A 24643-nucleotide genomic window follows, 5' to 3' on the forward strand; every position below is an offset into this window, starting at 1 on the left:
ATTGACTATCCATTTCAGAGCTAGTCGCAAAGAGAGCGATCGTTCTTCTGTAAATTCGGGTTATTCTTCAGATAATCCCCTGCCTTCAGGCAACCGATACGTAAAAGCTCATCGAGGTTCATACTCCACAGCAAGGGTTTACTGTAATAGTCATAATCTTTGTCCCAATTCCAGGCAAAAATCTGCTTCCCATCAGAGTTGAAGCTAACGTTATTACCATTAAAGCTCCCATATTTAAAGCTTTTTAGCATTATCCCCTCGCGGCTCCAAATTTTTACTACATTATTCTCATCAGCCGACGCAAGTATCTCACCATCTGGGCTGAAACTGAGACTTTTAACAGGCGCGCTGTGTCCTGATAGGGGACGATCGAGCTTGCCATTTTGATAATCCCAGAGGATAACAGTGCTGTCATCGCTAGCTGAGGCGATCGTTGAACTATTACGATCGAAAATTACATCTCGAACAGGGCTTTTATGTTCTTTGAAATTTCTAATAAATTCACCTTTCGAGTTCCAAGTTTTCACGCTTTTGTCATCACTTGCAGAAGCCAGTATTTTACCATCAGGACTAAAACGGACGCGATTTACTTTATCTTTATGCTTGTCTAAAATATGCAGTGCATTACCATCAAAATCCCACAATCTCACTGTTTTATCGTCGCTAGCAGAGGCAACAAGCTGATTGGTAGGACTAAAACTGACACTATTGATGCGATCGCGGTGTCCTTTTAAGGTAGCAACTATCTTTTTGTGTTCCCTATTCCAGAGTTGCACCACATCTTCAACACCGGAAACAGCAAATGTCTTGCCATCAGCTCCAAATTCCACACGTTCAACACGGTTCCCGTGTCCCTGAAGAGTTAGAACGAGCGTACCGTCGCTTTGCCAGAGCTTTACGGTATTATCTTTATACACAGTGGCAAGCATCTTACTATTCGAGCTAAAAGTGACTAAAGTAATTTTACTATGATGTCCCTTAAGAGATTGGATAAGTTGGCCATTACTACTACTCCAAAGGTTTACTACATTATTCCTATCAACAGAAGCAATTAGTCTTCCATCTTGACTAACACGAATTTTAGGAACGTCATCGCCGTCATTCTTAAGAGTTCTAATTAACCCACCTGCTCTGTTGTAAAGTTTGACGTTATCCTCAGCTCTCAATATAATGATTGCGCTGTCAGGACTGAAACTAATTTTAGGGGAATCATCGCTATAGTCTGCGAGATTCGCGATTTCTTTCCCGTCAATACCCCAAAGTTTTACCCTACTAAAATCCACTGATACAATCAGTTTGCTGTCTCTGCTAAAACTGATATCTGATCTATAGAAATCTCTTGGTAAAGTGGCAATTAAATTTCCATCGCGCCTCCAAAGTTTCACCTTGGAATCGGAACTCGTGGTAGCAATAATCTGATTGTTGGGGCTGAAAATCGCGTTATAAACTGGTGCATCAAGCCTCTTGAGGGTTTGAATCACTTTTCCATTTCGACCCCAGAGTTGCACATCATTGTAATTGCTAGGAACAAATAACATCTGGCTGTCGGCGCTGAATCTTACTTGACTGTTATCGGAAGAAGTCCCTCGATTAAATCTGCCACTCGACTTCTCAATTGTTTGAATCCATAAACCGTTGCGATTCCACAGCTTCACTGTGTCATCCAAACTGACAGTAGCAATAAGCTGACTGTCAGGGCTAAAAATAACTTCTGCAATCTTCTTTGTGTGACCTGGCAAAGTGCCGATCGACTTGCCATCTTGGTTCCACAGCTTTGCTATATTGTCTTGGCTGACAGTAGCCACCAACCGACTGTCATGACTAAAAATTACCTTCGTAATGCGTGCTTTGTGACCTGGCAGACTTCCAATTAGCTTGCCATCCGTTCTCCACAGCTTGACTGTATTATTTCGCTCTACAGTAACCATCAGCTTACCATCAGGACTGACTTCGGGAAATGACGAATTCAGCTCGAAGGTATTCAGTAATTTGTTTGTACTGTTCCAGAGTTTTGTCCTCGCCTGAGTACCCATTAAAGCAATTACCTTACCGTCGGAACTGAAACTTGCGTTTTCCATACGATCGGCAAGTTGTATGGAATTTTTTACGGTTCCGTCGCTGTTCCAAAATTTCAACTGATTATCATCAATAGAGACGGGGAAATTGTCAGGACTGAACCCTACAATATTGCTTTTATTCATTCCATCTTCATGAATATCAAAAGTCTCTGAATCAAGACTCACAAGTTTTACTACATTGTCCTTACCAGCTAAGGCAATAGTTTTAGCATCAGGGCTGATGCTGCCACTTATCGGAGTGAGACTAAGTAAATCTTTCAACGGTTCAATTTTACTACCTTCTATCTTCCAAAGATTCCCCGGATTCCATTTGTCAAAAGCGACCAGCAACTTACCATCAGGGCTGAAACAGGCAAAAAAACCTCTATTTTGGGCTATAAAATTAGATGTTGTGAGTAAAATACCACCATCAAGTTTCCAGATTTTGAGGGTATTGTCCCTACTAGCTACACTCAGAGTTTTGCTATCTTGACTGAATGCCAGGTCAATAACGCCAGGACTATTGATATTTTGAAGTTCCTTGCCCTCTAAACTCCACAGTTTGATAGTACCATTTTCACTAGCTGAAGCAATAGTTTGACCGTCAGGGCTAAAACGCACGATATTAACAGTAGAATTATGCCCTTCCAGTTGTTTGATCTGAGTGCCATCGATTTTCCAAAGTCTTACAGTATTGTCCCTGCTAGCAGAAACAATCGTCTTACCGTCAGGACTAAATCGAATATTTGTCACCCAGTCGCGATGTCCTTCTAAAGTTGTAATTAATGTGCCATTAAGACGCCACACGTAGATTTTATTATCCTTGTTTCCAGCAGCAATGATTTGACTGTCGGGGCTAAAGGCAACGCTAGTGAATTCATTCCTATATTTTCCTTGTAAAGCTGGTTTTTTCTCGCTACCGTCGCGGTTCCAAAGTTTCACAGTTTTATCTTTACTACTAGAAGCAATAAATTTGCCATCTGGGCTAAAACTAATATCTGTGATAATATCGGTATGACCCTCTAATCGGTTGCGCTCTATTACGTTATAAACAACCTCCTGCAATCTTGACACCACTTGATTCTTAGTATTAGGTTCTATTCTCCATCCGTGTTTGAGCTTCTTTCCAGCTTTTAAGCCTTCTACCAACGCCTCTAACTCTTTATCTGAAGCCCAGAGAGATTCGGAATTGGCGCTAATTTGCTTGAGCTCAGCATTAGTTTCACCGATTTTTGCTGCAACTCCAAATACACAGGCTATGACTGCGAGAATTGCCATGATTGAGCCACCGGCCATTGCCAGTTTTAATTGGCGCTTTAGCACCCGATTTAACTCAGCTTCACTGCGTTTTCTTTGCGCTCTTTCTTTTTCCAATTCTTCTATCAGTTCATTATTTTTTTGGCGACGCACGAAATCAGCCAGATAATCGTGAACCAGTTGATAGCGATTGTCTGGAAAACTAGGTAACAGCAATACCAACCCAGACTTAACAAAAATTTCTAGCACTAACTCTAGGTGACTGATCTCTGTTAGTAAGTCTTCTAAACCTTTTTTTAAATCATCACGAGTTCTGAGGGGACGAGTGCTATTTTCATCTGTTAGCAGCCACAAAACAAGTTCAGCAAGCTGCTTATTCTCTGAACCGCAGTCTTTAATAACTTCTTCTAAAAATCTCGCTACCAGTGCTGCTTTCGGCCCTTTTTTTTGATATTGGGCTAGGGTCGTAATATTCTCAGATTGTAATTGTGCGCCCACAATTTGCAGTTCGACTGGACGCACCTCGTTAACGTCTCCTGCTAAATCTTTAACAAGTTCGTCAATCAAAGCAGGTTCTAACTCAAACTGAGTTCTTTCAGTTAAACTTTGAATAACTAACTTTGCCTCATCTGGCTTAAAGTTACCTAAGTAAAAAATAATATTTTTATCCAAAATATTATTATGAATCACATCAAGATTAGTGAATCGCGTACATTCTAATAAATAATGCAGGTAATCTTCTCGAAGGGAAAGAATTACTTTTACATAAGGGATATCTAAACAAGCGCGCAAAAAATCATAAAATCTTTTTCTTTGTACGCTGTCTTTACAAATAAAGAAAAATTCTTCAAATTGGTCAAAAATCAGAATGGTTAACAGATTATGAGCCGCATTTTTCCGTAACTGAGCCAGCAGAGAGTCTGTTAAACTTAAGGTAGCGGAGTCAAGCCCAACATCAGATTCGTCATCTTCTCTTTCTTCGGTACTAAAAAGGGTTAAAGAAAATCCTTTTTGAATAGTGGCCAGTTCCTTTGCCAAACACTTAGCCAGTTCATCAGCCCAATCTGCATAAACCTGTTGTAAAACTGGCAGAACACTGCGGGCATTTATCGGCTTTTGTTTTAAAGCAGGGATTAGTCCAGCCTGCTCGATCGAGCTTTTGCCAACCCCTGATTCCCCGTGGATGATCGTTAGTTTGCAGTCATCTCGCTCGATCCGTTCCAGCAACCGTTCGACACTGTGCAACCGTCCCGAAGCAGCGATTTCCTGGGCAACTTCGTCTTGCGATTCAGCAGAGGGTAAGGCTGGGTTGGCAATCTGTTGTTTTGGCTGCAACCTCCCTGCACCGATAAAAGCTCGAAAACCAAACTGACTTTCGATCGCCTGTCGCTCTTGTTTAATATGAAAGGCATTGAGGTATTGTCCTTGTTGGAAATAGTATTCTCGCAAATTTGTCAAAATCTGGATGTAAAGCTCTGGATCGTATTGAGCTTTGGTTTGATTTCTGGCAGTTTCTAAAGTGGCTATCGCCTCTGATACCTGACCGATTTGCCGTTGTGCTTTCGCTAGCGAAAACAAATACCAACCTTGATGAAAAGAACGTTCTAAATCCAATAAAACACTTTGTTCCGGTGATGGATTCGATATAGTCTCTGTAGCATCATTTAGTAGAACCAGAGCCTGCCCGGCCGCTTGTTTTGCCTCAATCCACAAGGATTTAGACAATGCCACTTCAGCGAGAAAGCCCTGAACTCGCGCTTGTCTGAATTGGTCGTAATGGGTTTGATGGAGAACTAAGGCTTTTTGCGCCACGAGTTCTAGTTCGCGCCAATGCTTCAGCCGATGCAGGACCTCTGCCAAGAAATTGATAAATTTAGCCGCTAAGTCGGGACGATTGGCTTGTTCAAAAGCCTCTATTGACTGCTGAAAATAGTCTCTGGCGCGATCGCCAGCTTCCTGATACTCCACGCGATGTCGCACTGCGTAATTTCGCCACCACAGTCCAATATAAAATAGTAAAAGTCCACAACGAGCGCGATCGCCTGTTTGCTGCCACAAAACCAAACTCTGCTCGTAATGCTCGCGAGATACAACATCGGAATTATCCGCAACTCGACCCAAGATAAATTCCAAACCAGCTTCCAACTCGGGCTCTAACATTACCTCTCGACCTTGCAATTCTTCACGAGCTGACTTGAGTTCAGCACAACGCGGAGAACCATTTTCAATATCTAGTGCAGCATTATCTAAAAATACGTTTTCGCGAGAATTTAAAACCTTAGCAAACACCTCATCAACAGTTTGCCGAATGAATTGAATCAACTCGTCCACGGTCATTTGAAACTCCACCGTCGTTGCCCAACTGTGGAAATCTGGAATCAACCGAATCAGCTTGCACAGGATCGCGTCTGTCACCCACAGCACTACAGGAAAGTTAAAGTTGCGAAACTCCTCTCGAATCTGATTGGTCGCCGTCAAAACCGGGTCGAGTTCGCGCACTGACTCCAGACCAACTATCATTAGTGCATTAGGTTGTTCTGTACCCAGTTCTTCTGTAATCCTGGTGTAGAGAGTTTGAACGGACTTTTCTAGCACCAATTCCCGCATCTGAACCGGACATTGTTCCCGCAACCGCTGCACAATTTGTTCCCGCAATGTTCTGTAGTTGCAAACGGCTAAAATTAAGGAAAACTCTTCTTGAAAGCAAGTAATTCCCCGGATCAGGGTTTTCAAAGACTCTTGATTAATCTGTATTAATTCGGGTGACGAATCATTCATAATTGCAACTCCTTTGCCTCTGCTAAAATAGGGTTGATATCAAACCAACTTTCATCTGCATCGCGATACTCAAAGACAAACAAACTCCGCAGTAAAGTTTGATATTCTTCCTCACCTCTGACAGTTTTTTGTTGCGCTACCAGCCGTAGCAGTTCCCATTCGCGGGGCGTGATTGCTTTACTCAGTTCACTGCGCCGCTGACTAATGACTCGCTCTACCAAATCGCGGGAAAAAGGCGGATCGTCTTTTTTCATACAAGTATTAAGCAGCACTAACAAGCTCCGCATATGACCGCCGCTGACTTGACAGAGGTAATCTAACGTTTCTACTGCGTCAAACAATTCTGAAATTAAGCTGATGCGTTGATCTGAATCAACATGAGGGAAAGCTCTTGCTAGGATCATTTGTCGGAGCAAAGCAACGCCTTCAGAGCAGAGACTGCCGTCTCGTTCACGCACTCGTACCATCGGCAACAGTTGAGGATCTGAGCCAAAGCGATTTGTCAAACTTTCTTTTTCATTGGAGAAAGCTAGAACTAAGGGGACGGTGTAGACCACGTGGCACTTGAGTTTGTTCAGTAGTTCCCCTCGGTCTACAAAAAGGTACTCAGGTTGAGTTCTTCCTGATGACCTTTGCCTGTTATCAATCCGGTCGAGATTGTCAACAATCACGACCATCCCGGCTTTACCTTGCTGCTTTAGCTGCTTTTGGGCGGGTTCAATTAGCTCCTGATTAATGGCTTCTAAGATATTATTGACTCGCGGCTCCAAGTGTTGTCTTAACAGAGAGCGAATATCTTTACTATCCTTGGTTTTTGTGGTGATTTCTCCTATTCCTACTGCTAGGGAAAACTTTCCGGGTTCTGCATTTATGCCGATATCCCCCACGACAGGAACTTTAGCTTTGATTCCGGTGATTTCTGAGTTTAAAAGGTTGGCAGCTCCTTGGAGTAAATTCTGGAAACGGGTTGGTTGGAGTTGGATTTGAGCTGCCTCCAAACTCTGGCTCACTTGACGGGCGATCGCCAGTAAAATATCGCTGATATCCACATCTGCCATATCTAAGTCTTGAGAAGACTCGAAATAGACTACGTGGAAGCCTTTTTGTTCTAACTCTGCTTTTAGTCGCGATAACTCGGTGGATTTACCGCAACCGATATGTCCGGTGAATAACTGACAATTTGGTTCATCTTCAGAGAAGATTATAGCGCGTCCCAGTTCTTTAATTAAATTGCTCCCTCGCACTTCTGAAAAATCGATGTAATACTGTCGATCTTCAGGTTGGCTGATATCGAGAGTCCGGCTGGGATTGGATGCTTTAAAGAATCTGTGTAAATCTATTGCCATCAAACCCTCACTTATATATGTCGAGCTTCAGGTTGGCTGATATCGAGAGCCCGGCTGGGATTGGATGATTTAAAGAATCTGTGTAAATCTAGCGCCATCAAACCCTCACTTATATATTATGCTCGATTATAGTCTGCATTCAGCTTCTGATCACTCATTGGCTCGATGCTGCCTGTGTTGGGTCATCTACACCCCTCAAACTCCAAGTGTCGAAAGTTACCGTCAGGCCATCGGGTGCTTTTGATTTGACTGTGGAAAAGGTATGCTTGCAGAGTATTCGTTGGAAACCCTGCCACGCCCATTCACCATTTTGATGGTTACATTTATTGCCATTTGTCCAGTAATGTCAAGTTTTTAACTGATTAGAGGCGAACCGATCGCAACCCATTAAATGTGGAATAGTATAACTAACCTGCGACTGCTGTCGCCGTCAATACCAGCCATTGTTAAAATAATCTTGTTTTTCTCGACTTGGATTGTTGTGTGGCTTCCTGCAGCGATTGTGCTGGCGATCGCCCTCAAATGGCATCCGCCCCAACCCCTGGGAAACAAAAAATTACCTTTACTAGCTTCCCTCTACGTGATTGTCCCCTTCATTTTATGGGCGACAAGTTGGATCGAAAATACATCTTTTATTAACTGGGGTTGGGATTGGCAACCCGCAGTTTTGATGTCATTAATGCGGGGATTAGGATTAGGAATAATCAGCTTAGTAATTTTATTCGGCCTGCAATTCACCGCAGGCTGGATCGAGCTAAAAAAAAGCGAAACTTCCACCGAAACAGGCGAAAAAAAGATTAATTTTTGGACTTTAATCCTTAACCCTGCTAGTCTGCTGACTCTGTTATTAGCACTGTGGATTAGCGCCACAGAAGAGTTAATCTTTCGCGGCTGCTTGCAAACAATCCTCCAGCAAGATTACTCAATGCTAATCGCAGCAGCGATCGCCAGTTTCATTTTCGCGATCGCCCACCTAATTTGGGCCGCCAAAGAAACTCTACCGCAACTGCCCGGATTATGGCTGATGGGGATGGTTTTAACATTAGCCCGCATCGCCGACAATGGCAGTTTAGGATTGGCGATCGGCATTCACGCAGCTTGGATTTGGGGTATAACTACCGTAGATACAGAAGGGGCAATTAATCCGACAGGCCGCGCACCAGAATGGATTACAGGAATAGCAGCAAAACCCCTAGCCGGTGCAGCCGGAATTCTGTTATTGCTAGCAACAGCAGCCGTACTTTTGTTAATTAAAAATTAAAACCTAATACCCCAAACCCATTTAAAATTAGCTCTTCTCTTCCTCTCTTCCTCTGCGTTCTCTGCGCCCTCTGCGGTAAAAAAAAAGATTAGATTCCATAAAGCGGGAACAAAAACTACCACAAAAACATAGATAACACAGCCATTAATCTGCGGTTAAAAATCAGACATTAATTCAAGTGTCGATCGATCGTCACAATCGAAACAGGCCGCAACGCATCAAAACGAGTTGAATTCCCCCCAGCCACAGAACGCGACAATTGCACTTGCACGATTCGGTAACTCCAGTGCGGTTCCCGGCGCACCCGATCGCCCATCCAGCTCAAAACAGTAGCAATATCCTCAAAAGCATCCAAAGCAAGCACGATCGAGCCTCCAGGAAGCAGCCGCAGCGCGCAAACGCCCAAAATTTTAGTCAACCCTCCGCCACTACCGCCAATAAAAATCCGGTGCGGAGGACGCAAGCGGTGCAAGATTTCCGGGGCGGTTCCGTGAATCGAGAACACATTTTGCAGCCCAAAACGGCCATAGTTGAACTCGATCGCAGAAGTGCCAAAAACCGTTTGTTCGATCGCATACACCTCAGACTGCGGGAATAAACGAGCAATTTCGATCGACACAGAACCATTACCTGCACCAACATCCCAGACAACTTGTCCCGGTTGCAAAGCCAATTGTGCCAGCACCAACACCCGCACTTCTCGTTCCACCGTCAAACCAGGCTTGTCGCCACAACCGATAAAAGCTGCATCCGGTATTCCCAACAAAGGCAACTTTTCCAAATCCAAAGGTTCCGTCCCCGGCGGAGACTCCCGCAGCATCACAACCACGCTCAGCGGTGCAAAAGACTCTCCCAGCAAAGCTGACAGAGACTTGCGGCTTACCCGTTCCTGGGCCGCCCCCAAATTTTCGCAAACCCAAAACTCGTAGGGTGTAGGCAAATCTAGAGCTTTCACCAAATTTGCCAGTACAGCCGGAGTATGAGTTTCGTCCGCGAGCACCGCAATTTTCTCGACACCGAGTTTGAGTTTTGCCGTCAGTTCCTCAAAATAACGTCCTTGAGAGCCAACAAAATGAGCATCTTGCCAAGGGATTTGCAAGCGGTTAAAAGCCAACTGCACAGAACTGACGTGGGGGTGAAAAGTCAATTTTTCTGCAGGCAATTGGGCAATTAACAACTTTCCCCAGCCGTAGAACAGCGGGTCACCGGCCACTAAAATGACAATTAGTTGAGAGGAGGACATGGGGGTTTCCAACGTCCCCGCATCCGGCTCTAAATCCGCCTCCTGAGCCAACCAGCGCCGAATTTCGACAATTGCGGTCATCAAATCGGCCAGCACCCAGCGCTCGCAGGAGAGCTGTGGAAAATAGCTCAAGTGTCGATCGCTCCCTACTAATAGAGCGGCCCTTTCTACAACCTGCCGCGCCGACTCACTCAGCCCAGAAGCTCCATCTAAACCGATACCAACTACGTGTATTATCACTTTTTTAGCTAAAACCCAAAAGTCAGAATTACTAATTTTTTGTGACGCTCCACATACCTGCCGAAACGGGTAGGTGTGGGCTTCTCAAATATTCCGCAGAATATGTAGAACTTCCACAGAAAGGGCCATGATCTGGTCAACAATCCTAACTACGGATTAAAAGCGACTGCTCAGCGCTCGAATGCTTTTGGTCGCATACTTTAACTACTATCATTAAACTCCATCGCAGATCCGTCTATCTGCCTCGTTGACACTGACGTTGTTCTTCAAATAATCATGCAACCAATTGCAGCCGCGATCGATGAGTTCCTCAAAGCTCAACGTTTGAGCATTCCAGAGTTCAACCAAGGCATCATCACTTACAGAAGCAATTTGTTTGCCATCGGGGCTGAAACTGACATCCCAGTAAGAATAGCCATCTCCTTCGATCGTTCTAATCTCTTCACCAGCCGTTAGGTTCCAAAGCCGGATTGTACCATCCGCGCTTGCAGAAGCAAGAATTTTACCGCCAGGGCTGAAGCTAAGTCTGGTAACTCCAGCAGTATGACCCTTCAGCGTTTTGAGTTCCTCACCGTCTAAACTCCAAAGCTTAATGGTTTTATCAGAACTACTAGAAGCAATACTCTGACCATCTGGGCTAAACCGAACACCGGTCAAGTAGCTACCATGTCCTCTGATTGTTTTGAGTAGCTGACCTTGAAGATTCCACAGTTTTATTGTGCCGTCTTGATGAGCAGAGGCAAGTGTTTTGCCATCTGGACTGAACCCAACACTCCAAACCTTGCCTGCCAAAGCCTTGAGAGTTTTCGATTCTTGAGTATTTATCTGCAACAGCTTGATTGTTCCATCGTAACTAGCACTAGCAAGAGTTTGACCATCAGGGCTAAAACTTACGTCAGTGACTTGACTGCTGTGTTCTTTAAAGGTTCTAAGACTTTGACCCTTGAGCTTCCACAGTTTAATCGTTGTATCGGAATTACTTGCGGCAATTGTGTTCCCATCCGGGCTAAAGCTCAAGCCCCAGATCCGATTCCAAGCCTTGTCGCTATTTGCCTCAATCGTTTGAAGTGCTTGACCCTCAGTGCTCCAAAGTCTAATCGTTTTATCATCTCCAGCCGAAGCAATGATTTTGCCATTCGGGCTAAACCGAACGCTCCAAAGAGAATCATTATGTCCAACAAAAGTATGCAGTTTTTGTCGATCGTCAACAGCCCATAACTTAACCGTGTTGTCTTGTACAGCAGCGGCAATGAACTTACCATCTGGGCTAAAACTGCTGCTAAAGACGGCATCATCATGTCCTCTAAAGGTTTTCAGAAGTTGTCCAGTAGTGTTCCATAGTTTAACGGTTTTATCAGCACTGCTAGAAGCGATCGTTTTACCATCTGGACTAAAACTAACGCTGATAACATAGTTGTCATGTTTACCGATCGTTCTGATTTCTTTTCCGTCTAAATTCCATAGTTTAATCTTAGTGTCCCCAGCGGCAGTAGCAATGGATTGACCATCCGGGCTAAAGCTGACATCGAAAATTGATAACTGGCTTGCTCTAAAGGTTTTGAGTTCTCGTCCATCCATGTTCCAGAGTTTGACAACACCGGATTGATCGGCTGTGACAATGGTTTTACCATCGGGGCTACAACTGATGCTCCAAACCGAAATTTCATGTCCTTTAAGCGTTTTGAGTTCTCGTCCGGTTGTACTCCAAAGTTTGACATTATTTCCTTCAGGAGCAGCGATCGCTTTACTATCAGGACTAATACAGAGACTGCTAATAAAACTATCTGCCTTGTCTTTTCCCTTCACTGTGAAGAATTCTTGCCCATTAATATCCCAAGCTTTGATGGTGTGATCTGCACTGACAGCAACAATCATCTTGCCATCGGGGCTGAATTTCACGCGCCTAAAAGACTGATTCTGTCCCGATAGTCGTTTAATTTCTCGCCCATCAATGCTCCAAAGCCTGACCGTATTATCTTCGCTAGCAGTCGCAATTATTTGATTATCTGGACTAAAGCTGACGCTTCTCACAGCATCATTGTGTCCTTCTAGGCGATTCCTTTCTCTGATGAAACTAGACCGCTGCAATGCTAATTTGACTGATTTTTTAGTATTCATATCTGCCAAATTCGCTGATTTTAATTGAGTTGCTGATTTTAATGCAGCTAACAAAGCATCAAGTTCTTTGTTTGAGTTCAATAACGCCGTTGAAGAAATGCTGAGAGATTTGATCCTCTCTAGTTGAGTATCTCTGACCATCAGACTTGCCCAAGTTCCGGCAAATATTGCCACAATCAGAGATGCAACGAGTATCACTAAACCGAGCCGAATTCGTCGGTGGGCTTTTAGGTTTGCCTGATTCAGGGTTTGGTTGGCTTCGGTTAAGACTTGATTAGCTTCTGCCAAAATCCAGGATGCTTCTGTTTCTGCGTTCAACCGCTTTTGAATGTCTCGTTGCTCTAATTCCCTACTTGCATCTAAGAAGCGGTAATCATTGTCGCTTAAGCTTTTATCGGCAACCCACTGCTGCGCTTTTTGTAACGTCTGTCCCCGTAACAACCAAGATTCCTCCTGACAGTTGGATGTAAGCCAACCTGCTAACGCTACCGAATAAAAATCAGGGCGTACAGAGGCTAATTCCTGCTCAATCCAAGCCTTGTTAAAAACCGATTGATAAATGCGGTTGTAAACGCTAAGTTGGCCTTGATGTTTGACAACCAATCCTGATAGCTGTAATTCCATTTGTTCGGGACTGTTATCTACGAACATCGCGTTATATTGCAGAATCTGCTGATAAAGCCCAAGTAGCCGACCTCTGCGCTGTTCGCTGCCTCGGATGCGATCGCGGATTGTTCTGAGATGGGGAGGAGTATCGTGGAATTCCCAATTCTCAACAATGTGTTGTTGCACCAACTGCTCGATATTAGGCTGGCAATTTTCGGCTTTTTCTGCTACCAACTTACACAACTTTTGAGTGAGAAAAGGTTGTCCGCCCGTCCAATCCAAAATTTCTTGTAAAACGGCTAATGGATTCTCTACTTTTCCGACTAATCCCTGAGTTAAGGGTGACTTAGCTTCTGCCAGCTTAAATCCTGTCAAATCGATCGAGCGACCAATATTAAAGGGAGTTCTTTGCTTATCAACCATCAAGTCGGATGGTGTGGCGACTCCCAACAGACAAAAGGTCAAGCGATTATAGATGGGATTGTGCGATCGTTGCTCGTAACAAGCGCGAATCAAAGCAAACAAATCGTCGGTTGAGAAACTTAAGCTCTTGACATTATCAATTTCTTCTAGAAAAATACAGGCTCTCGCAATTTTGACCAGCAAAACATCTTCAATAAACAAACTGAGTTGTTGAATTGCAGATAGTTCTGCTTGTTCATTTCTCCAAGCTTTTAAATCAAACTTTCCTGCGAGCTTAAAAGCTCTAACTAATTCCACTACTAAACCCTTATACCATTGGTCAGCCGTCACCTGCTTCGCCCCTAGTTTGGTGACATCAACTGCCGCACAGGTAATTTTTTTCGCTTCCAACAGTTGCATTGTTCGTGCCTTCAAACTCGACTTTCCCATCTGCCGAGAGTTAAACACATAGCAAAATTCACCCGCTGCCAATGCTGCCAAAAGTTCTCGATCGGCCTGCCGCGTTACATAACAGAGTGCATTTGGCGGTAAGCTTCCCCCAACTTTGTATTCGTAATTTTCGTTGTAGGTTGTATTCATTATTTGATTCGGATTAGAAGATTCAACCCTCAAGCAAGATTGGTACTGAAATACTGACGATATAGCTCGCAACTCGGTGTTACTTGGTTGCCATTAAGATGCACGATTCCCATGCTATCCAACTGATAGACAGTTACGGATTCTAACTGAATAGGGCTTTGTGCAGTCACGACCTGTTTCAAGGCGAATGCTAATTCGGGTTGCTGTTTTAAATTGCCTAAGCAACACCGCAAATGGTCGCTATAAACTCCAGCATGGGTTGGAGCATCTTGCAGCAATTGCTGAAGTGTCATATCCTGACGAGCAAGGTGATACAAGGCCCGTCGAATCAGATAGGGATGCCCTCCAATCATCGCCGTTAACGGTTGGGTCATTTCCACAGTCCAAGTTAAGCCATGTAACTGAGCTAGCGTCTGGACTTGCTGTTGATTAAATGGCGGCAATCTCAGGGGTAGCCCAACATTAAATGGAGATTGATGGATATTTAAGGAGATATATACTTCTGTTGAGTGAGCGATGATTAATCGAAGTTTTCGCCAACTTTCTTGGAGTGTGGCTTCTTCATGCCATTCTCGCAGCAAGGCTAAAAAATCTTCAGCAATATCGGCATAGTTAAAAAGAGTATCAATTTCGTCTAAGCTGAGGACTAAATCCGTCTCTAACTGTTCTAATAAATGGGTTTCAAAGTATCCAGTACAGCTTACCTTACTACCAATTTCTTCATCCCAGTAGTCATCAAGCTTTGGTTCTAGGTTCAGTTGTCGGCTCACATTCAAACAAAACCATCGTAAAAATTTATTTAAGCTTGTAAAGACTGTTTTTTCAGCTTTTCGCAGGTTTATGCGAACAACTTGATAATTTTGTTGAGTCGCATAAGCCAACACTCGATTGAGTAAGGAGGTTTTTCCCATTTTTCTAGGTCCTCTGATGCGAATCAGAGAACCGGGCTTCAAAATCTCCTTGTAACAGTCGGACTCGATCGGAGGACGTTCGACATAAAAAGGAGAATCCAGTCCTAAAGGTCCTTCGGGAAATTGTAGGGCGATCGCACAATTCGATGTTGGTGTTGATGAAGTTTTTTGCCATTCTCGCTTGAGCGCCTGCCGGAAGTTCTTCTTTGTTACTTCTTCGCCTAATGCTGCTGACAGTTTTTTCCACAAGCGATATCCCACGTCTCCACTAATGTAGTTATCAGTCAGAAATAACTGTTCGGCAATCTTTCCATAACTTTTACCTTCCCACGCGCCTCGAAGCACCTCGATCTCAACATCACTGAGGTATCTTCCAGTATGTTTTAATACCAGTGTATTAACCAGGTTTTGGGTTTGTTCCCAAGACAGTTCTGTTTCAGCATTCATGGCTTAAAGTAGCAAGATGAATACCTTTGGTTATATCACGAATTAATGGGAGAATCAATTGGGTCGCTGCACCTGACTTTTCCAGACTTTTTGCTTTAAATGTAATTTGCAATACTGAACTTTTCCTGTTTTTTGTCTGTTTGTTTATCAATATAGTGATAATAAACTCCAGAACTTTCCCAGTGGTCATACCGAGTTGCAATTGGCCAATATATAAACATGAAGCGCGAAAAGCAAACGCTAGTTAAGAAGGAGATAAAGAAAATGGGTATCGGTATTATTCAAGTAGGTTCAATCATTTCGCATCAACTAGATAACATCATCTATGCCCTCCGTACCCGGTGGGTAGAAAATACACTTCCGCCAGAAGAAATACCCAATTTTGGTAATGGTCATAATACGTTCGATCTACTGTGGTACGAACACAAAGGCTACGCTGACGGGAGTTATTCGTGGAACGGAGCGCGTCAGGTTGGTAGGGATTGGGTATTCAATCAAATTGTGCCCGGTTCTAGTGGCAGGCTTTACGCAGTCGAGGGCGACGGCGATCTACTCTGGTATGACCATCTGGGATGGGCACGTGGAACATTCAACTGGGCTGGTCCGCGAGATGTGGGAGACGGTTGGCGTATCCCAACTTTTAACCCTTCTCCACGAGACTTTCTCGGTATCTTTTGCGATACGAGAAATGGGAGTAACTCTTTCTTTGCTTTGCAAGCACGTTCAATAATTTATGCAGTTAGGTTAGATGGGACATTAGAGTGGTATCGCCATGATGGTGTTGGTGATGGAACACCATCTTGGGCTAATGGTGGTCAGCCTAAGACAGTTGGAACTGGTTGGGTAGCAGGCTATCACCGAGTCTTTTCCGGATGCAATGGCATCATCTATTTGATTGCAGATGATGGCACGCTCAATTGGTACAAGCATAAAGGATATTTAGATGGGACTCCCGATTGGGAAGAACCCAGGGAAGTTGGCAATGGTTGGAACAACTTTCACAATGTATTTTCCATAGGCGGCGGTATTATCTATGCTGTCGATCAAGACGGAACCTTGTGGTGGTATAAACACAAAGGCTATCAAAACGGAACCCCTGACTGGGAAGAGCGAAAAAAAGTGGGTGATGGTTGGAATGCCAACGGCTTTAGCGTGGTTTGCAACAGCGTTTATTTGAAGCCAACTTTTCTCCAGTAGTACCTTATCTCCATAGTGATAGCTTCGCATGATTCAGATAAGCATCCCGGATGCGATCCGGTAAGACGGCCAACAACATTAGCGCGGCATCATGACTGAGATGCTTCCTATCAGTTTGTGGGAGAGTTTGCATGGTTACATCTCTAATCTCTACTCGGATATCTTGCATTGTATGGGGGCCCGGTTGCATGAATCAGAATGTTTTCTAGTTCATCTCCCAATTTTAGAACATCGAGCATTGAGAGTGGTATGAACGCGATATGCCTCCGGCACGCTTCGCGAACGCAACGTCTCGATGCTCATGATAATGACAACATTTATGCCGCAGACAACCGTTGCCCCCGCATGGGTTTTCCTGAGAGCTGGCACGCCTTGCAATAAACCATGCAAGAAACCGGGTGTTTGACGAAAAATATGCGTTTTTATGCAGAGTATGAGCCAAAAACCCGGTTTCTGACCTTGCAAGATTTCAGTTTTCCAGACTTTTCCAGACTTTTTGCTTGAAAGAAGATTAGCAATTCTGAACTTTCCCTGTTTACTATCTCACCTTTTCCTGAATTATTTGCTAGTAAAATCCAGAAGTTTACCAGTTATCATACCGAGTTGCGATCGGTCAATATATAAAGATGAAGCGAGAAATGAAAGCCCGATCTAGTTGAGCGATCGGCATCCTGACGCTTCTTGTTCGAGATGGTACGACTTGGATCGGAGCTAATTTTTATTAAGTAGGAGATATTGCAATGATTACCTTTTACGACAACCAGCCACTTTTCGATGCTAACAGCACCACAAACGCTATTGAGCTTAAAAGTAAAGAGGAAAATTCTGAATTGAACAAAGCGGACTATATAAATGATGAGAAAACCCGCCCCTTTCAGACTGATATAAATCAGAGAATTCAACGGGTTAAAGAGAATTATTTTCTAGAGCGCCGCACTTTCTTGTAAGGGGAAGCAAATCAATCATAGTTCCCAAATTCAAGGTGCATATCAAAAATCAATTCATTAACTGTCCGGTTAACTTAAGCGTTGAGTTGAAGAATCTCATGGAACACAGATTGCTGCTCCATAACTGCCTAAGTTCTCATACCGTATAAAACATCTAGCCGACACTTTATGGAGCAATCAACAGGGCAGCATAGAACTTTGCTTCTCTGCCTGTTTACCCATAATCAAGTTTAAAAAAAATCTGGTGCAGACTGCTGAGTAATAAATAAAGAGCCAAAAGAGAGGTTCCCAAGATGAGGAATAATTCCATGACGACTATAATGCAACGTTCACTAATTACGATATCCTGCGGCATTGCTTTATCCCTTGCCGTTTCCGGTGCGACCATCGCTAGCCAAGTCGCCGGCTGGTGGGGTGGCGATTGGAATTGCAATATCGACGGGCGACCGGCCCGCATGAGATGGAATGTGGTTGATGATAGCCAAACCACCTGTAACGGTGACACTTGTAGCACCAGTTCTGGCGTGCGCTGGAATGGCAGCTTTTCCGATAATGGATCGCGCTGGGTGCCACTGACAAATCCACGCCAGGTCAATCGAGGCGGATTGTACTTCCGCCATGCTGATGGCAATCAATGGTATTTGCCCAAACCTACAGGCAATAGAACCAGGGGTTGGACGACGTGGAACGGTAAGCGATATCCGCTGTCATGTTGGAAATAGTACAGTCTCGCTTCTTTCCTTCGCTCCCTATAGAGCAAGAAATGAGGTGAGGTCTGACCTTCAAACATTTAGTGCGATCGCCGATTTTAATTAGGTTAGTTTTCCTGATTAATCTAACAAGCCCAATTGTTTTTGTCGCTCGGGCGATCGCCCGGTAAACCCTAAATTACTCGAAGTTTTATTTAAGGAGAAAACATCATGTCTGATGAGCTTTGCCGCCGTCAATTTTTAAAGGCAGGTGTCGGTTTAATTGCTGGAGGAGCAAGTGCAATTCTGTTTGGCGATCGCGCCGTTTTAGCCCAACCCGCTAGGCAAGCTTCGCAAACCAAGAATACACTTCATACAAAGGGACGGTATCTTTATGATTCAAGCGGGCAGAAGATCGTCCTGCGAGGAATTAACCTACCCCTGTTGGATGACTGGGATTTTCCTCAAAGCGATAAACTGGCAGAATTGGAAAAAACAGGAGCCAATGCCGTCATAATCCAATGGTACAAGGATTACGGTCAACCGACTCGCCCTGCCTATTCGCTGCAAAACTTGGATAATTTTCTCGCCAAATGCAAGGCGAACAAAATCGTGCCGATTCTGGGATTGTGTGACTTAACCTGTAAGTCCGATGCCACCCTTCTCAACACCCAGTTGATTCCTTGGTGGACTTCCGAACCTGTTTTGGCTGTATTGAAAAAACATCAGCGGTATCTGATTGTTAATCCTGCTAACGAATTGGGTGTCTATCGTTGGGCGAACAATTCTGTGGAATCATTGGAGGCGTATAAAACGTCATATAAGAATGCAATTGCCAGCATCCGACAACACTTGCAAGTCCCGATCATGATTGATGCGCCTGATTGCGGTACTTCGATCGAAGTGTTCGCAAAGATAGGTCGGGAATTGATCAATAGCGATCCAGAGAGCAATCTTTTGTTTAGCGGACACGCTTATTGGGCTGGTTATGATGGAATGTCGCATCTTAATGCAGTAATCGAAGCCAATTTACCGATCGTCTTTGGTGAAATCGCCAACAAGCAAGATGAATCGATCGCGGGGAAAACCGCATACTGCTACTACGATATCGATGGCATTAAGGAAAATCATCCTCCCCAGAATGATTTTACCTATCAAGCACTTTTGACGGTGCTAAAAGAGCAGGAAATTGGTTGGCTGGCTTGGTGTTGGTGGAAGGATGGTTGCGCTCGGAGGGAAATGACTCGGGACGGTAATTTCTCAGGTCTTACGCCCTACGGCGACGATCTGGTAAACAATCCTATCTACGGCTTAAAGGCGACTGCCCGGCGATCGACTGCTTTTGGGGTATAATCAATTGATTAGCTTGACCAAAGTTTTCCAGCAATTTTGCTTGAGAATCGATCGATGTCAGTATGGGCTTGGGGAGATGATTCTGACAACTTTGACGTTCGGGTTGCTTTATTGTTTGCTACCGTTACTGCAAATTGGGCAAAAAATACGGTTTTTAGGTAATACAAAATATCTTGTTATCGACCAGTATTAGGTATTTGGCAGAATATTTGATATTTCTTCTGCCAAATGCCTCATACTCGATCTTGACGATCGCTCAAAACTCAAAAACAGGCCATTCCGGTTGCCGGAGATAGGTGGTCATGTCGTCAAACTTCCGCAGTTCCACTCGGTTTACGGACAGTTCTTGCGGCGTGTCCAGCCATTGCTCGTTTAACTCTGACAGCAAAGCGCACAAGCGAGCGCGGTCAAGGTTCGGCCCGATGTCCCCAAAATAACCCAGAGTAATGTGTGCCGTGAAATGATATTGCTGTTCAATTCCCAAAGCCATTAAATCGGGATTTTGATAGATCGATCGGCGAAACTCCAGAATTTGCTTGTAAGAGTTTTCGTCCGTCGGTGCCAAACAAACACCCACAGCTCTAGTCATCACCATCAACCCCAGCACTATCCAGCGAATGGGAGCGCCGCCCGCCAAGGGTTTACAGGCGGCAAAACGATCGGCCATGCGCGAGCGCAGTTGCTCCTCAAATTCGGGATTTTTATCAGAGGCATCTCGAAAAGCGCTGCTCCAAATCAAATCGGCTACGGTTAAATGGAAGGTATCAGGAGGCAGTGCCACGATCGCACCCTCCGCTATTTCCTGCAATATCCGTTGTTGGCTCGAGTGCAAATTACTATAAAATGCAGCATTTTCTGCATCTTCCCCCGCAGGGGGCGTAATCACCGAATAACCTGGAAAAGGTACAGGATTTCTCCGGCCTGCTTCGTCGGGCTTAAATTTTGGAGATTCCTGAATGTGTTCCACCTGGGACTTGTAGGAGTCCAGCAGCGTCATTCGCGCCACCCGATTTACGTAAGCTTGATAAGTATCATCCAATCTTGATTTCCTCGCGGTGACATACTCCCACACCAAATTTTATATTATGGCGCGGGCTTCCAACAGCCCTATTCAGGATATGTTGGACAAGCCTCGCCTGCAACTCGGATTTTTTTGGCTAGTGAGCGTTGATTATGCAAATTTACCTGTTTTGGGGAGAAGACGACTTTGCGATGGCGCAGGCTGTGACAAGTTTGCGCCAAACAGTCCTCGACCCCAACTGGGCTAGTTTTAACTATGACAAAATTATTGCCGATTCCGCCGGAGCTGTGGTCGAAGGGCTCGATCGAGCCTTAACGCCGCCCTTCGGTACCGGCAGCCGTTTTGTCTGGTTGGCAAACACGACTGTAACGCAGCAGTGCTCTCCTGAACTGTTAGCACAATTTGAACGAACACTGCCGGTAATTCCCCCTACCACCGTGCTGCTGCTAACATCCGTCAAAAAACCCGACAGCCGGCTCAAATCTACCAAGTTACTGAAAGAGTCCGCCGAATTTCGAGAATTTTCACCGATTCCGCCTTGGAATGACAAAGAATTAGCCCAGCGGGTGCGTCAAGTCGCAGGCGAAATGAACGTAAAATTGACAGCCACAGCGATCGAACTTTTGGCCGAATCCATTGGCAGCGATACCCGCCAGCTATACAGCGAACTCGAAAAATTGCTGCTGTTTGCGGGCAACCGCAGCCAACCTCTGAACCCGGAAGAAGTTGCGGCACTGGTGCACTGTCACGCCCAGAATACCTTCCAGCTAGCCGATGCGATTCGCGAGGGCAATACCTCCGCCGCTTTGGATTTATTGGCAGGCTTAACTGGCCGCAGCGAGCCTGGTTTGAGGATTGTGGCTGGCTTGACTGGTAAGTTTCGGATTTGGCTGTGGGTAAAGGCGATGATCCAAGCGGGCGATCGCGATGATAAAATTGCTCAAGCTCTAGACCTCGGCAATCCGAAACGAGTATACTATTTTCGTCAAGAAGTCAAGAACGCCAGCTTAGAAAAACTGCAAAAAAGTTTGCCCTTGCTGCTAGACTTAGAAGCTTCTTTAAAGCGGGGCCGGGAAGAAAACTCAACCCTGCAAACCAAAGTTATAGAACTTTCTAGCTTGTTTCGCTGATGCGCGACAGAGAACAGGATCGGCCCCTTACTGTAAATTTTTACAACAAATTTCTTTCTTCGGCTATGTGCTTGAGGTCCGTTCGCGAGTCAAAAGGTCAATAGATACTAGAAATACTCTCAGAATGCCAAATTAGAAGTTAATGTGGTAAATAAATATTGTCCGCCGAATGCCGATCGGTTAATATTATTTGCCGGCTCTCCACCCCCCCAAAAAAAAGAGCGCTACCCATGACACAACAGAACCCGCGGGAACTGCTCAAGCAAGGCGATCCAAAAGCGATCGCATCTAGCATCAACCGTACACTCAAACCCAAAGGCATCAACGCCGATGTGACGCGGGACAATGGCTGCCTCCACATAATTCTGGAGGCAGACAAAGTACCGGATCAAATGGTATTGGTCGATTTCATCCGCACCGGCATGACGAAGCTGGGACTCGAATCAATTCACACTGTAAAGGTTTACGGGCGTCGAACAGGTGACGGTGAGCCTGCGTGGGAAGATGAAATTGATCTGATGCCTGCAGATTCAATGCCTTACCCCTTGGATAGTGGAATGCCTGACGACTCTGTAGGTTTAGATGATGTCGAGCCCGAAGAGGAAGACTATTATCAAGAAGGAGAATTCGATCGAGATGACGACGAGGAAGACGAAGACGAAGACGAAGATCAAGCCCCGCCTCCGAAAAAACAATTTCCCAAATGGGTAATACCTGTGGGTATCTTAGTACCTCTGGCGGCGATCGCAGGGCTTTTCTTTACTAAAACTTTCCCCTTCGGCGACTCCAACCCTGAACCGATAGCCCCCGAAGCTGCTTCCCCTTCCCCCAAACCCGCATCTCCCGCGTCTAAAGCCGCCGCATCCTCTCCGGGTGCGTCTCCGGGTACCCCACAGGCAGCCTCCCCTGCACCAAAACCCGCTCCCACTGCTGTTGCGCCCGCAAGCCCAACTCCGACATCTCCACCACCCAAAGCTGCTGCTGCATCTCCGGCGCCCAAGGCAGCCTCTCCTGCACCAAAAGCCACCGCGCCTAAGCCTGACTCTTGGAGAGAAGCCGTTAACACAGCTCAGAAGGCAGCAATTTCGGCCCAGACGGCTCAGTCTCAAAATGAGTGGATCGCAGTAGCAAGCGAGTGGCAGCAAGCCGTTAAGCTCATGAGATCCGTACCGTCAACCAGCCCGAACTATCAAAAGGCTCAGCAAAAAGCGGCAGAGTATCAGGCTAATCTGATTGTTGCCAACCGCAGGGCGGCAGCAGCGCCTTAAGAGTTTTAAGTTTTGAGTTTTGAGTTGAATACTCGATGTGCTAAAAGTCAAAAGTCTAAAGCCAAAAGTAAAAAATCTTTTTTTACTCAAAGCTTTCTTACCTTTTGACTTTTTTCAATTTTATTAAAATTTCATTTAACATTACCTATTGCTCTGACGGAGTGACAACCCCGTCAGCCGGGTTGCTAAACACAGAGCTTGGTTTAAATCTGTTCTTCCCCTTGATTAAAACGCTGAATTCCTTGATTTTCCTCTACGCGAGCAATAGTATCTTTGGGAATATTGAGGATACCTGTAAACGAATTTTGGGTTACTTTCAAAGCTTGTTCCTTATTTTTGTATTCGGCAAGTTCGCCCTGTAAATTGTCAATAGTCTGTTGAAAGCGAGTGGCTTGTCTGAGCATTTCTTGTTCTGAAAAGTCCAGCAATTGAATCAGATTAGCCACTTGATATTCAAGTAATTGGGTTTCGGCAAGATTGTTATTAGTAACAAAAATTTTAGAAGTTTCTGAATAGTCAAAAACACTTTTTTTTTCGGGCATGGATAATGCGGTTTTGACACTAAGTGCCAAATCTTTAAACATTTCAGCCGTGCTTTGGGGAATTTTAACTTTTAGGAACATCACTACCGCAAACACACTTCCTGACGGCAGAAGTCCCCCAAATCCCAAGACAGACTTGACTTGGTAGGGGATAATTAAGGAATTTTGCTCAGGAATAAAGGGGCTGCCTTTTGCCTCTGATACGTGAAAAATATTTAATACTGCGGGCTCTAATTGCAGGAACCTTTCTCGCTCTATTCCGAGGAATGTAGGAATGTCTAAACCAAACTGCCGGATTATTTCCGAAATCGCCGGCATTTGAGCCACTAATTTTGGGCTAACTAATGGAATAGCTGTATTTTTTGCTGCTGTGTGCCGAGAATTCCACTGCGGTTCTGTGCCTGCGGCTGCTAGCAGAGTCCAACATTTCATGTCGGCGGCGGGGGAATTGCCCTTCATCAAGCGGCGCGCAGATTGTTGCAATGAGTCTTCTAATTCCCCGTAGGGATGAGTTTTGAACAAACGCACTAAGGCACAGGTATTTTCTCCAGTTTGCGAATCGCAAAAATGTCGGTAAATATAGTTAACAATCTTCTGGCTGCTGGCTTCCATACTAGGAGTATTTCTACCTAAATGGCGCAGGACTAAGCTGCATTTCGCCATGTCTTGCGGGGTAAATAAGGTAATATCGTACATTAAAAAATGCTCTCCAAGAGCTCAAACACTGTTTTTCATTTATCGTTAAGTCCGCTAAGCCATCCGGAATCCTACTGAGAGTTTTAAACACAGTGTTGGTTGAAATATCTATAAAATTTGCCCCCCAATGCAGCGGTTGTATGGCAGGATACAGAAATTAAGATTAAAGCAAAAAAAATCTATCCCCTAGGGTAGGCCACAAGGAAGAAAAGCCGATGTATAATTTAGCAAACGGTTTTTTACGATAACTCCCCCAGAGGAAAAGAAACAGGGTTTTTCAACGGATATGCCTCGCGTTTTACTGGGCATTTTCGTAGATAAAAGTCGGTTTCTGGGTAAGCCATCTTCACAGAAATCCTTGAAACTCAAGCTGCAATTTTTGTGGCGGGCGATCGCACGCCGATTAATCAAAAATTGGTACAATTTCCTCAGTCTTGGACGCAAAAACCGGGTTTGCTTACAGAGAAACAACCCGGTTTTTGAGGTATTGTAAAACTTCATTAAGTTTATAAGCAGTTATAAGCAAGAGTGGTA

At 44.7% G+C, this 24643-nt stretch carries 15 protein-coding genes; 8 read left to right on the forward strand and 7 right to left on the reverse strand.

Translation table 11 applies throughout. The features are described 5' to 3' along the window. Window positions 1-20: 20 nt before the first annotated feature. A complete protein-coding gene (locus QUA00_RS12980; protein WP_333409867.1) occupies window positions 21-6092 on the reverse strand; it encodes a WD40 domain-containing protein in 6072 nt (2023 codons plus the stop codon). Continuing rightward, window positions 6089-7438 carry a P-loop NTPase fold protein gene (locus QUA00_RS12985; protein ID WP_333409868.1) on the reverse strand — a complete coding sequence of 450 codons (1350 nt, stop codon included), beginning with the start codon at window positions 7436-7438 and terminating at the stop codon, window positions 6089-6091. Before QUA00_RS12985 ends, QUA00_RS12980 begins: the two co-directional genes overlap by 4 nt. Before the next feature lie 391 nt (window positions 7439-7829). On the opposite strand from QUA00_RS12985, the gene QUA00_RS12990 reads away from it, so the two are divergent. Then, window positions 7830-8699 carry a CPBP family glutamic-type intramembrane protease gene (locus QUA00_RS12990; RefSeq protein ID WP_333409869.1) on the forward strand — a complete coding sequence of 290 codons (870 nt, stop codon included), beginning with the start codon at window positions 7830-7832 and terminating at the stop codon, window positions 8697-8699. 169 nt (window positions 8700-8868) lie between these two features. On the opposite strand, the gene cbiE is transcribed toward QUA00_RS12990, so the two are convergent. The 3 genes from cbiE to QUA00_RS13005 form a co-directional block, all read right to left on the reverse strand. Then, on the reverse strand, window positions 8869-10182 hold the full coding sequence (cbiE, locus tag QUA00_RS12995) for a precorrin-6y C5,15-methyltransferase (decarboxylating) subunit CbiE (RefSeq protein ID WP_333409870.1): 1314 nt from the start codon (window positions 10180-10182) through the stop codon (window positions 8869-8871). Window positions 10183-10395: 213 nt separating this feature from the next. Next, window positions 10396-13908: a WD40 domain-containing protein gene (locus QUA00_RS13000; protein ID WP_333409871.1), complete on the reverse strand. Its 3513-nt coding sequence runs from the start codon at window positions 13906-13908 to the stop codon at window positions 10396-10398. Window positions 13909-13937: 29 nt separating this feature from the next. Next, window positions 13938-15266 (reverse strand): AAA-like domain-containing protein, encoded by a 1329-nt coding sequence (locus QUA00_RS13005; protein WP_333409872.1) that lies wholly within the window; start codon window positions 15264-15266, stop codon window positions 13938-13940. Between the two features lie 264 nt (window positions 15267-15530). Here QUA00_RS13005 and QUA00_RS13010 point away from each other — a divergent pair, with 264 nt between their 5' ends. The 4 genes from QUA00_RS13010 to QUA00_RS13025 all read left to right on the forward strand — a co-directional run bounded on the left by QUA00_RS13010 (window position 15531) and on the right by QUA00_RS13025 (window position 19452). Then, window positions 15531-16463: a tachylectin-related carbohydrate-binding protein gene (locus QUA00_RS13010; RefSeq protein WP_333409873.1), complete on the forward strand. Its 933-nt coding sequence runs from the start codon at window positions 15531-15533 to the stop codon at window positions 16461-16463. 740 nt (window positions 16464-17203) lie between these two features. Next, window positions 17204-17410, forward strand: coding sequence for a hypothetical protein (locus QUA00_RS13015; RefSeq protein WP_333105076.1), 207 nt, complete (start codon window positions 17204-17206; stop codon window positions 17408-17410). A gap of 308 nt (window positions 17411-17718) precedes the next feature. Then, window positions 17719-18132, forward strand: coding sequence for a DUF6006 family protein (locus QUA00_RS13020; protein ID WP_333409874.1), 414 nt, complete (start codon window positions 17719-17721; stop codon window positions 18130-18132). Window positions 18133-18330: 198 nt separating this feature from the next. After that, window positions 18331-19452 (forward strand): cellulase family glycosylhydrolase, encoded by a 1122-nt coding sequence (locus tag QUA00_RS13025; RefSeq protein ID WP_333409875.1) that lies wholly within the window; start codon window positions 18331-18333, stop codon window positions 19450-19452. A 256-nt stretch (window positions 19453-19708) separates the two neighbouring features. Here QUA00_RS13025 and QUA00_RS13030 read toward each other — a convergent pair whose 3' ends face one another. After that, the gene (locus QUA00_RS13030) at window positions 19709-20449 is read right to left on the reverse strand and encodes a DUF1868 domain-containing protein (protein WP_333409894.1); all 741 of its coding nucleotides are present in this window, start codon (window positions 20447-20449) and stop codon (window positions 19709-19711) included. A 176-nt stretch (window positions 20450-20625) separates the two neighbouring features. Between QUA00_RS13030 and holA the strand changes: the two genes are divergently transcribed. Together holA and QUA00_RS13040 are read left to right on the forward strand one after the other, a co-directional pair. Further along, window positions 20626-21603, forward strand: a complete 978-nt coding sequence (gene holA / locus QUA00_RS13035; protein ID WP_333409876.1) for a DNA polymerase III subunit delta — start codon at window positions 20626-20628, stop codon at window positions 21601-21603. A 230-nt stretch (window positions 21604-21833) separates the two neighbouring features. Then, window positions 21834-22871, forward strand: coding sequence for a hypothetical protein (locus tag QUA00_RS13040; RefSeq protein WP_333409877.1), 1038 nt, complete (start codon window positions 21834-21836; stop codon window positions 22869-22871). Between the two features lie 203 nt (window positions 22872-23074). On the opposite strand, the gene QUA00_RS13045 is transcribed toward QUA00_RS13040, so the two are convergent. Further along, on the reverse strand, window positions 23075-24109 hold the full coding sequence (locus tag QUA00_RS13045) for a histidine kinase (RefSeq protein WP_333409878.1): 1035 nt from the start codon (window positions 24107-24109) through the stop codon (window positions 23075-23077). Between the two features lie 286 nt (window positions 24110-24395). Between QUA00_RS13045 and QUA00_RS13050 the strand changes: the two genes are divergently transcribed. After that, window positions 24396-24602, forward strand: coding sequence for a hypothetical protein (locus QUA00_RS13050; protein WP_333409879.1), 207 nt, complete (start codon window positions 24396-24398; stop codon window positions 24600-24602). The last annotated feature ends 41 nt before the right edge of the window (window positions 24603-24643 follow it).

The organism is Microcoleus sp. T2B6 (assembly GCF_036700475.1).
In the GTDB taxonomy this organism is placed as follows: Bacteria; Cyanobacteriota; Cyanobacteriia; order Cyanobacteriales; family Microcoleaceae; genus Microcoleus.

What these genes read in the sequence shown, in the direction of transcription:
- QUA00_RS12980 (WP_333409867.1), bottom strand. Translation starts at nt 6,092, where the DNA reads ATGAATGATTCGTCACCCGAATTAATACAGATTAATCAAGAGTCTTTG.
- QUA00_RS12985 (WP_333409868.1), bottom strand. Translation starts at nt 7,438, where the DNA reads ATGGCAATAGATTTACACAGATTCTTTAAAGCATCCAATCCCAGCCGG.
- QUA00_RS12990 (WP_333409869.1), top strand. Translation starts at nt 7,830, where the DNA reads ATGTGGAATAGTATAACTAACCTGCGACTGCTGTCGCCGTCAATACCA.
- QUA00_RS13000 (WP_333409871.1), bottom strand. Translation starts at nt 13,908, where the DNA reads ATGAATACAACCTACAACGAAAATTACGAATACAAAGTTGGGGGAAGC.
- QUA00_RS13005 (WP_333409872.1), bottom strand. Translation starts at nt 15,266, where the DNA reads ATGAATGCTGAAACAGAACTGTCTTGGGAACAAACCCAAAACCTGGTT.
- QUA00_RS13010 (WP_333409873.1), top strand. Translation starts at nt 15,531, where the DNA reads ATGGGTATCGGTATTATTCAAGTAGGTTCAATCATTTCGCATCAACTA.
- QUA00_RS13015 (WP_333105076.1), top strand. Translation starts at nt 17,204, where the DNA reads ATGATTACCTTTTACGACAACCAGCCACTTTTCGATGCTAACAGCACC.
- QUA00_RS13020 (WP_333409874.1), top strand. Translation starts at nt 17,719, where the DNA reads ATGACGACTATAATGCAACGTTCACTAATTACGATATCCTGCGGCATT.
- QUA00_RS13025 (WP_333409875.1), top strand. Translation starts at nt 18,331, where the DNA reads ATGTCTGATGAGCTTTGCCGCCGTCAATTTTTAAAGGCAGGTGTCGGT.
- QUA00_RS13030 (WP_333409894.1), bottom strand. Translation starts at nt 20,449, where the DNA reads ATGACGCTGCTGGACTCCTACAAGTCCCAGGTGGAACACATTCAGGAA.
- holA (WP_333409876.1), top strand. Translation starts at nt 20,626, where the DNA reads ATGCAAATTTACCTGTTTTGGGGAGAAGACGACTTTGCGATGGCGCAG.
- QUA00_RS13040 (WP_333409877.1), top strand. Translation starts at nt 21,834, where the DNA reads ATGACACAACAGAACCCGCGGGAACTGCTCAAGCAAGGCGATCCAAAA.
- QUA00_RS13045 (WP_333409878.1), bottom strand. Translation starts at nt 24,109, where the DNA reads ATGTACGATATTACCTTATTTACCCCGCAAGACATGGCGAAATGCAGC.
- QUA00_RS13050 (WP_333409879.1), top strand. Translation starts at nt 24,396, where the DNA reads ATGCCTCGCGTTTTACTGGGCATTTTCGTAGATAAAAGTCGGTTTCTG.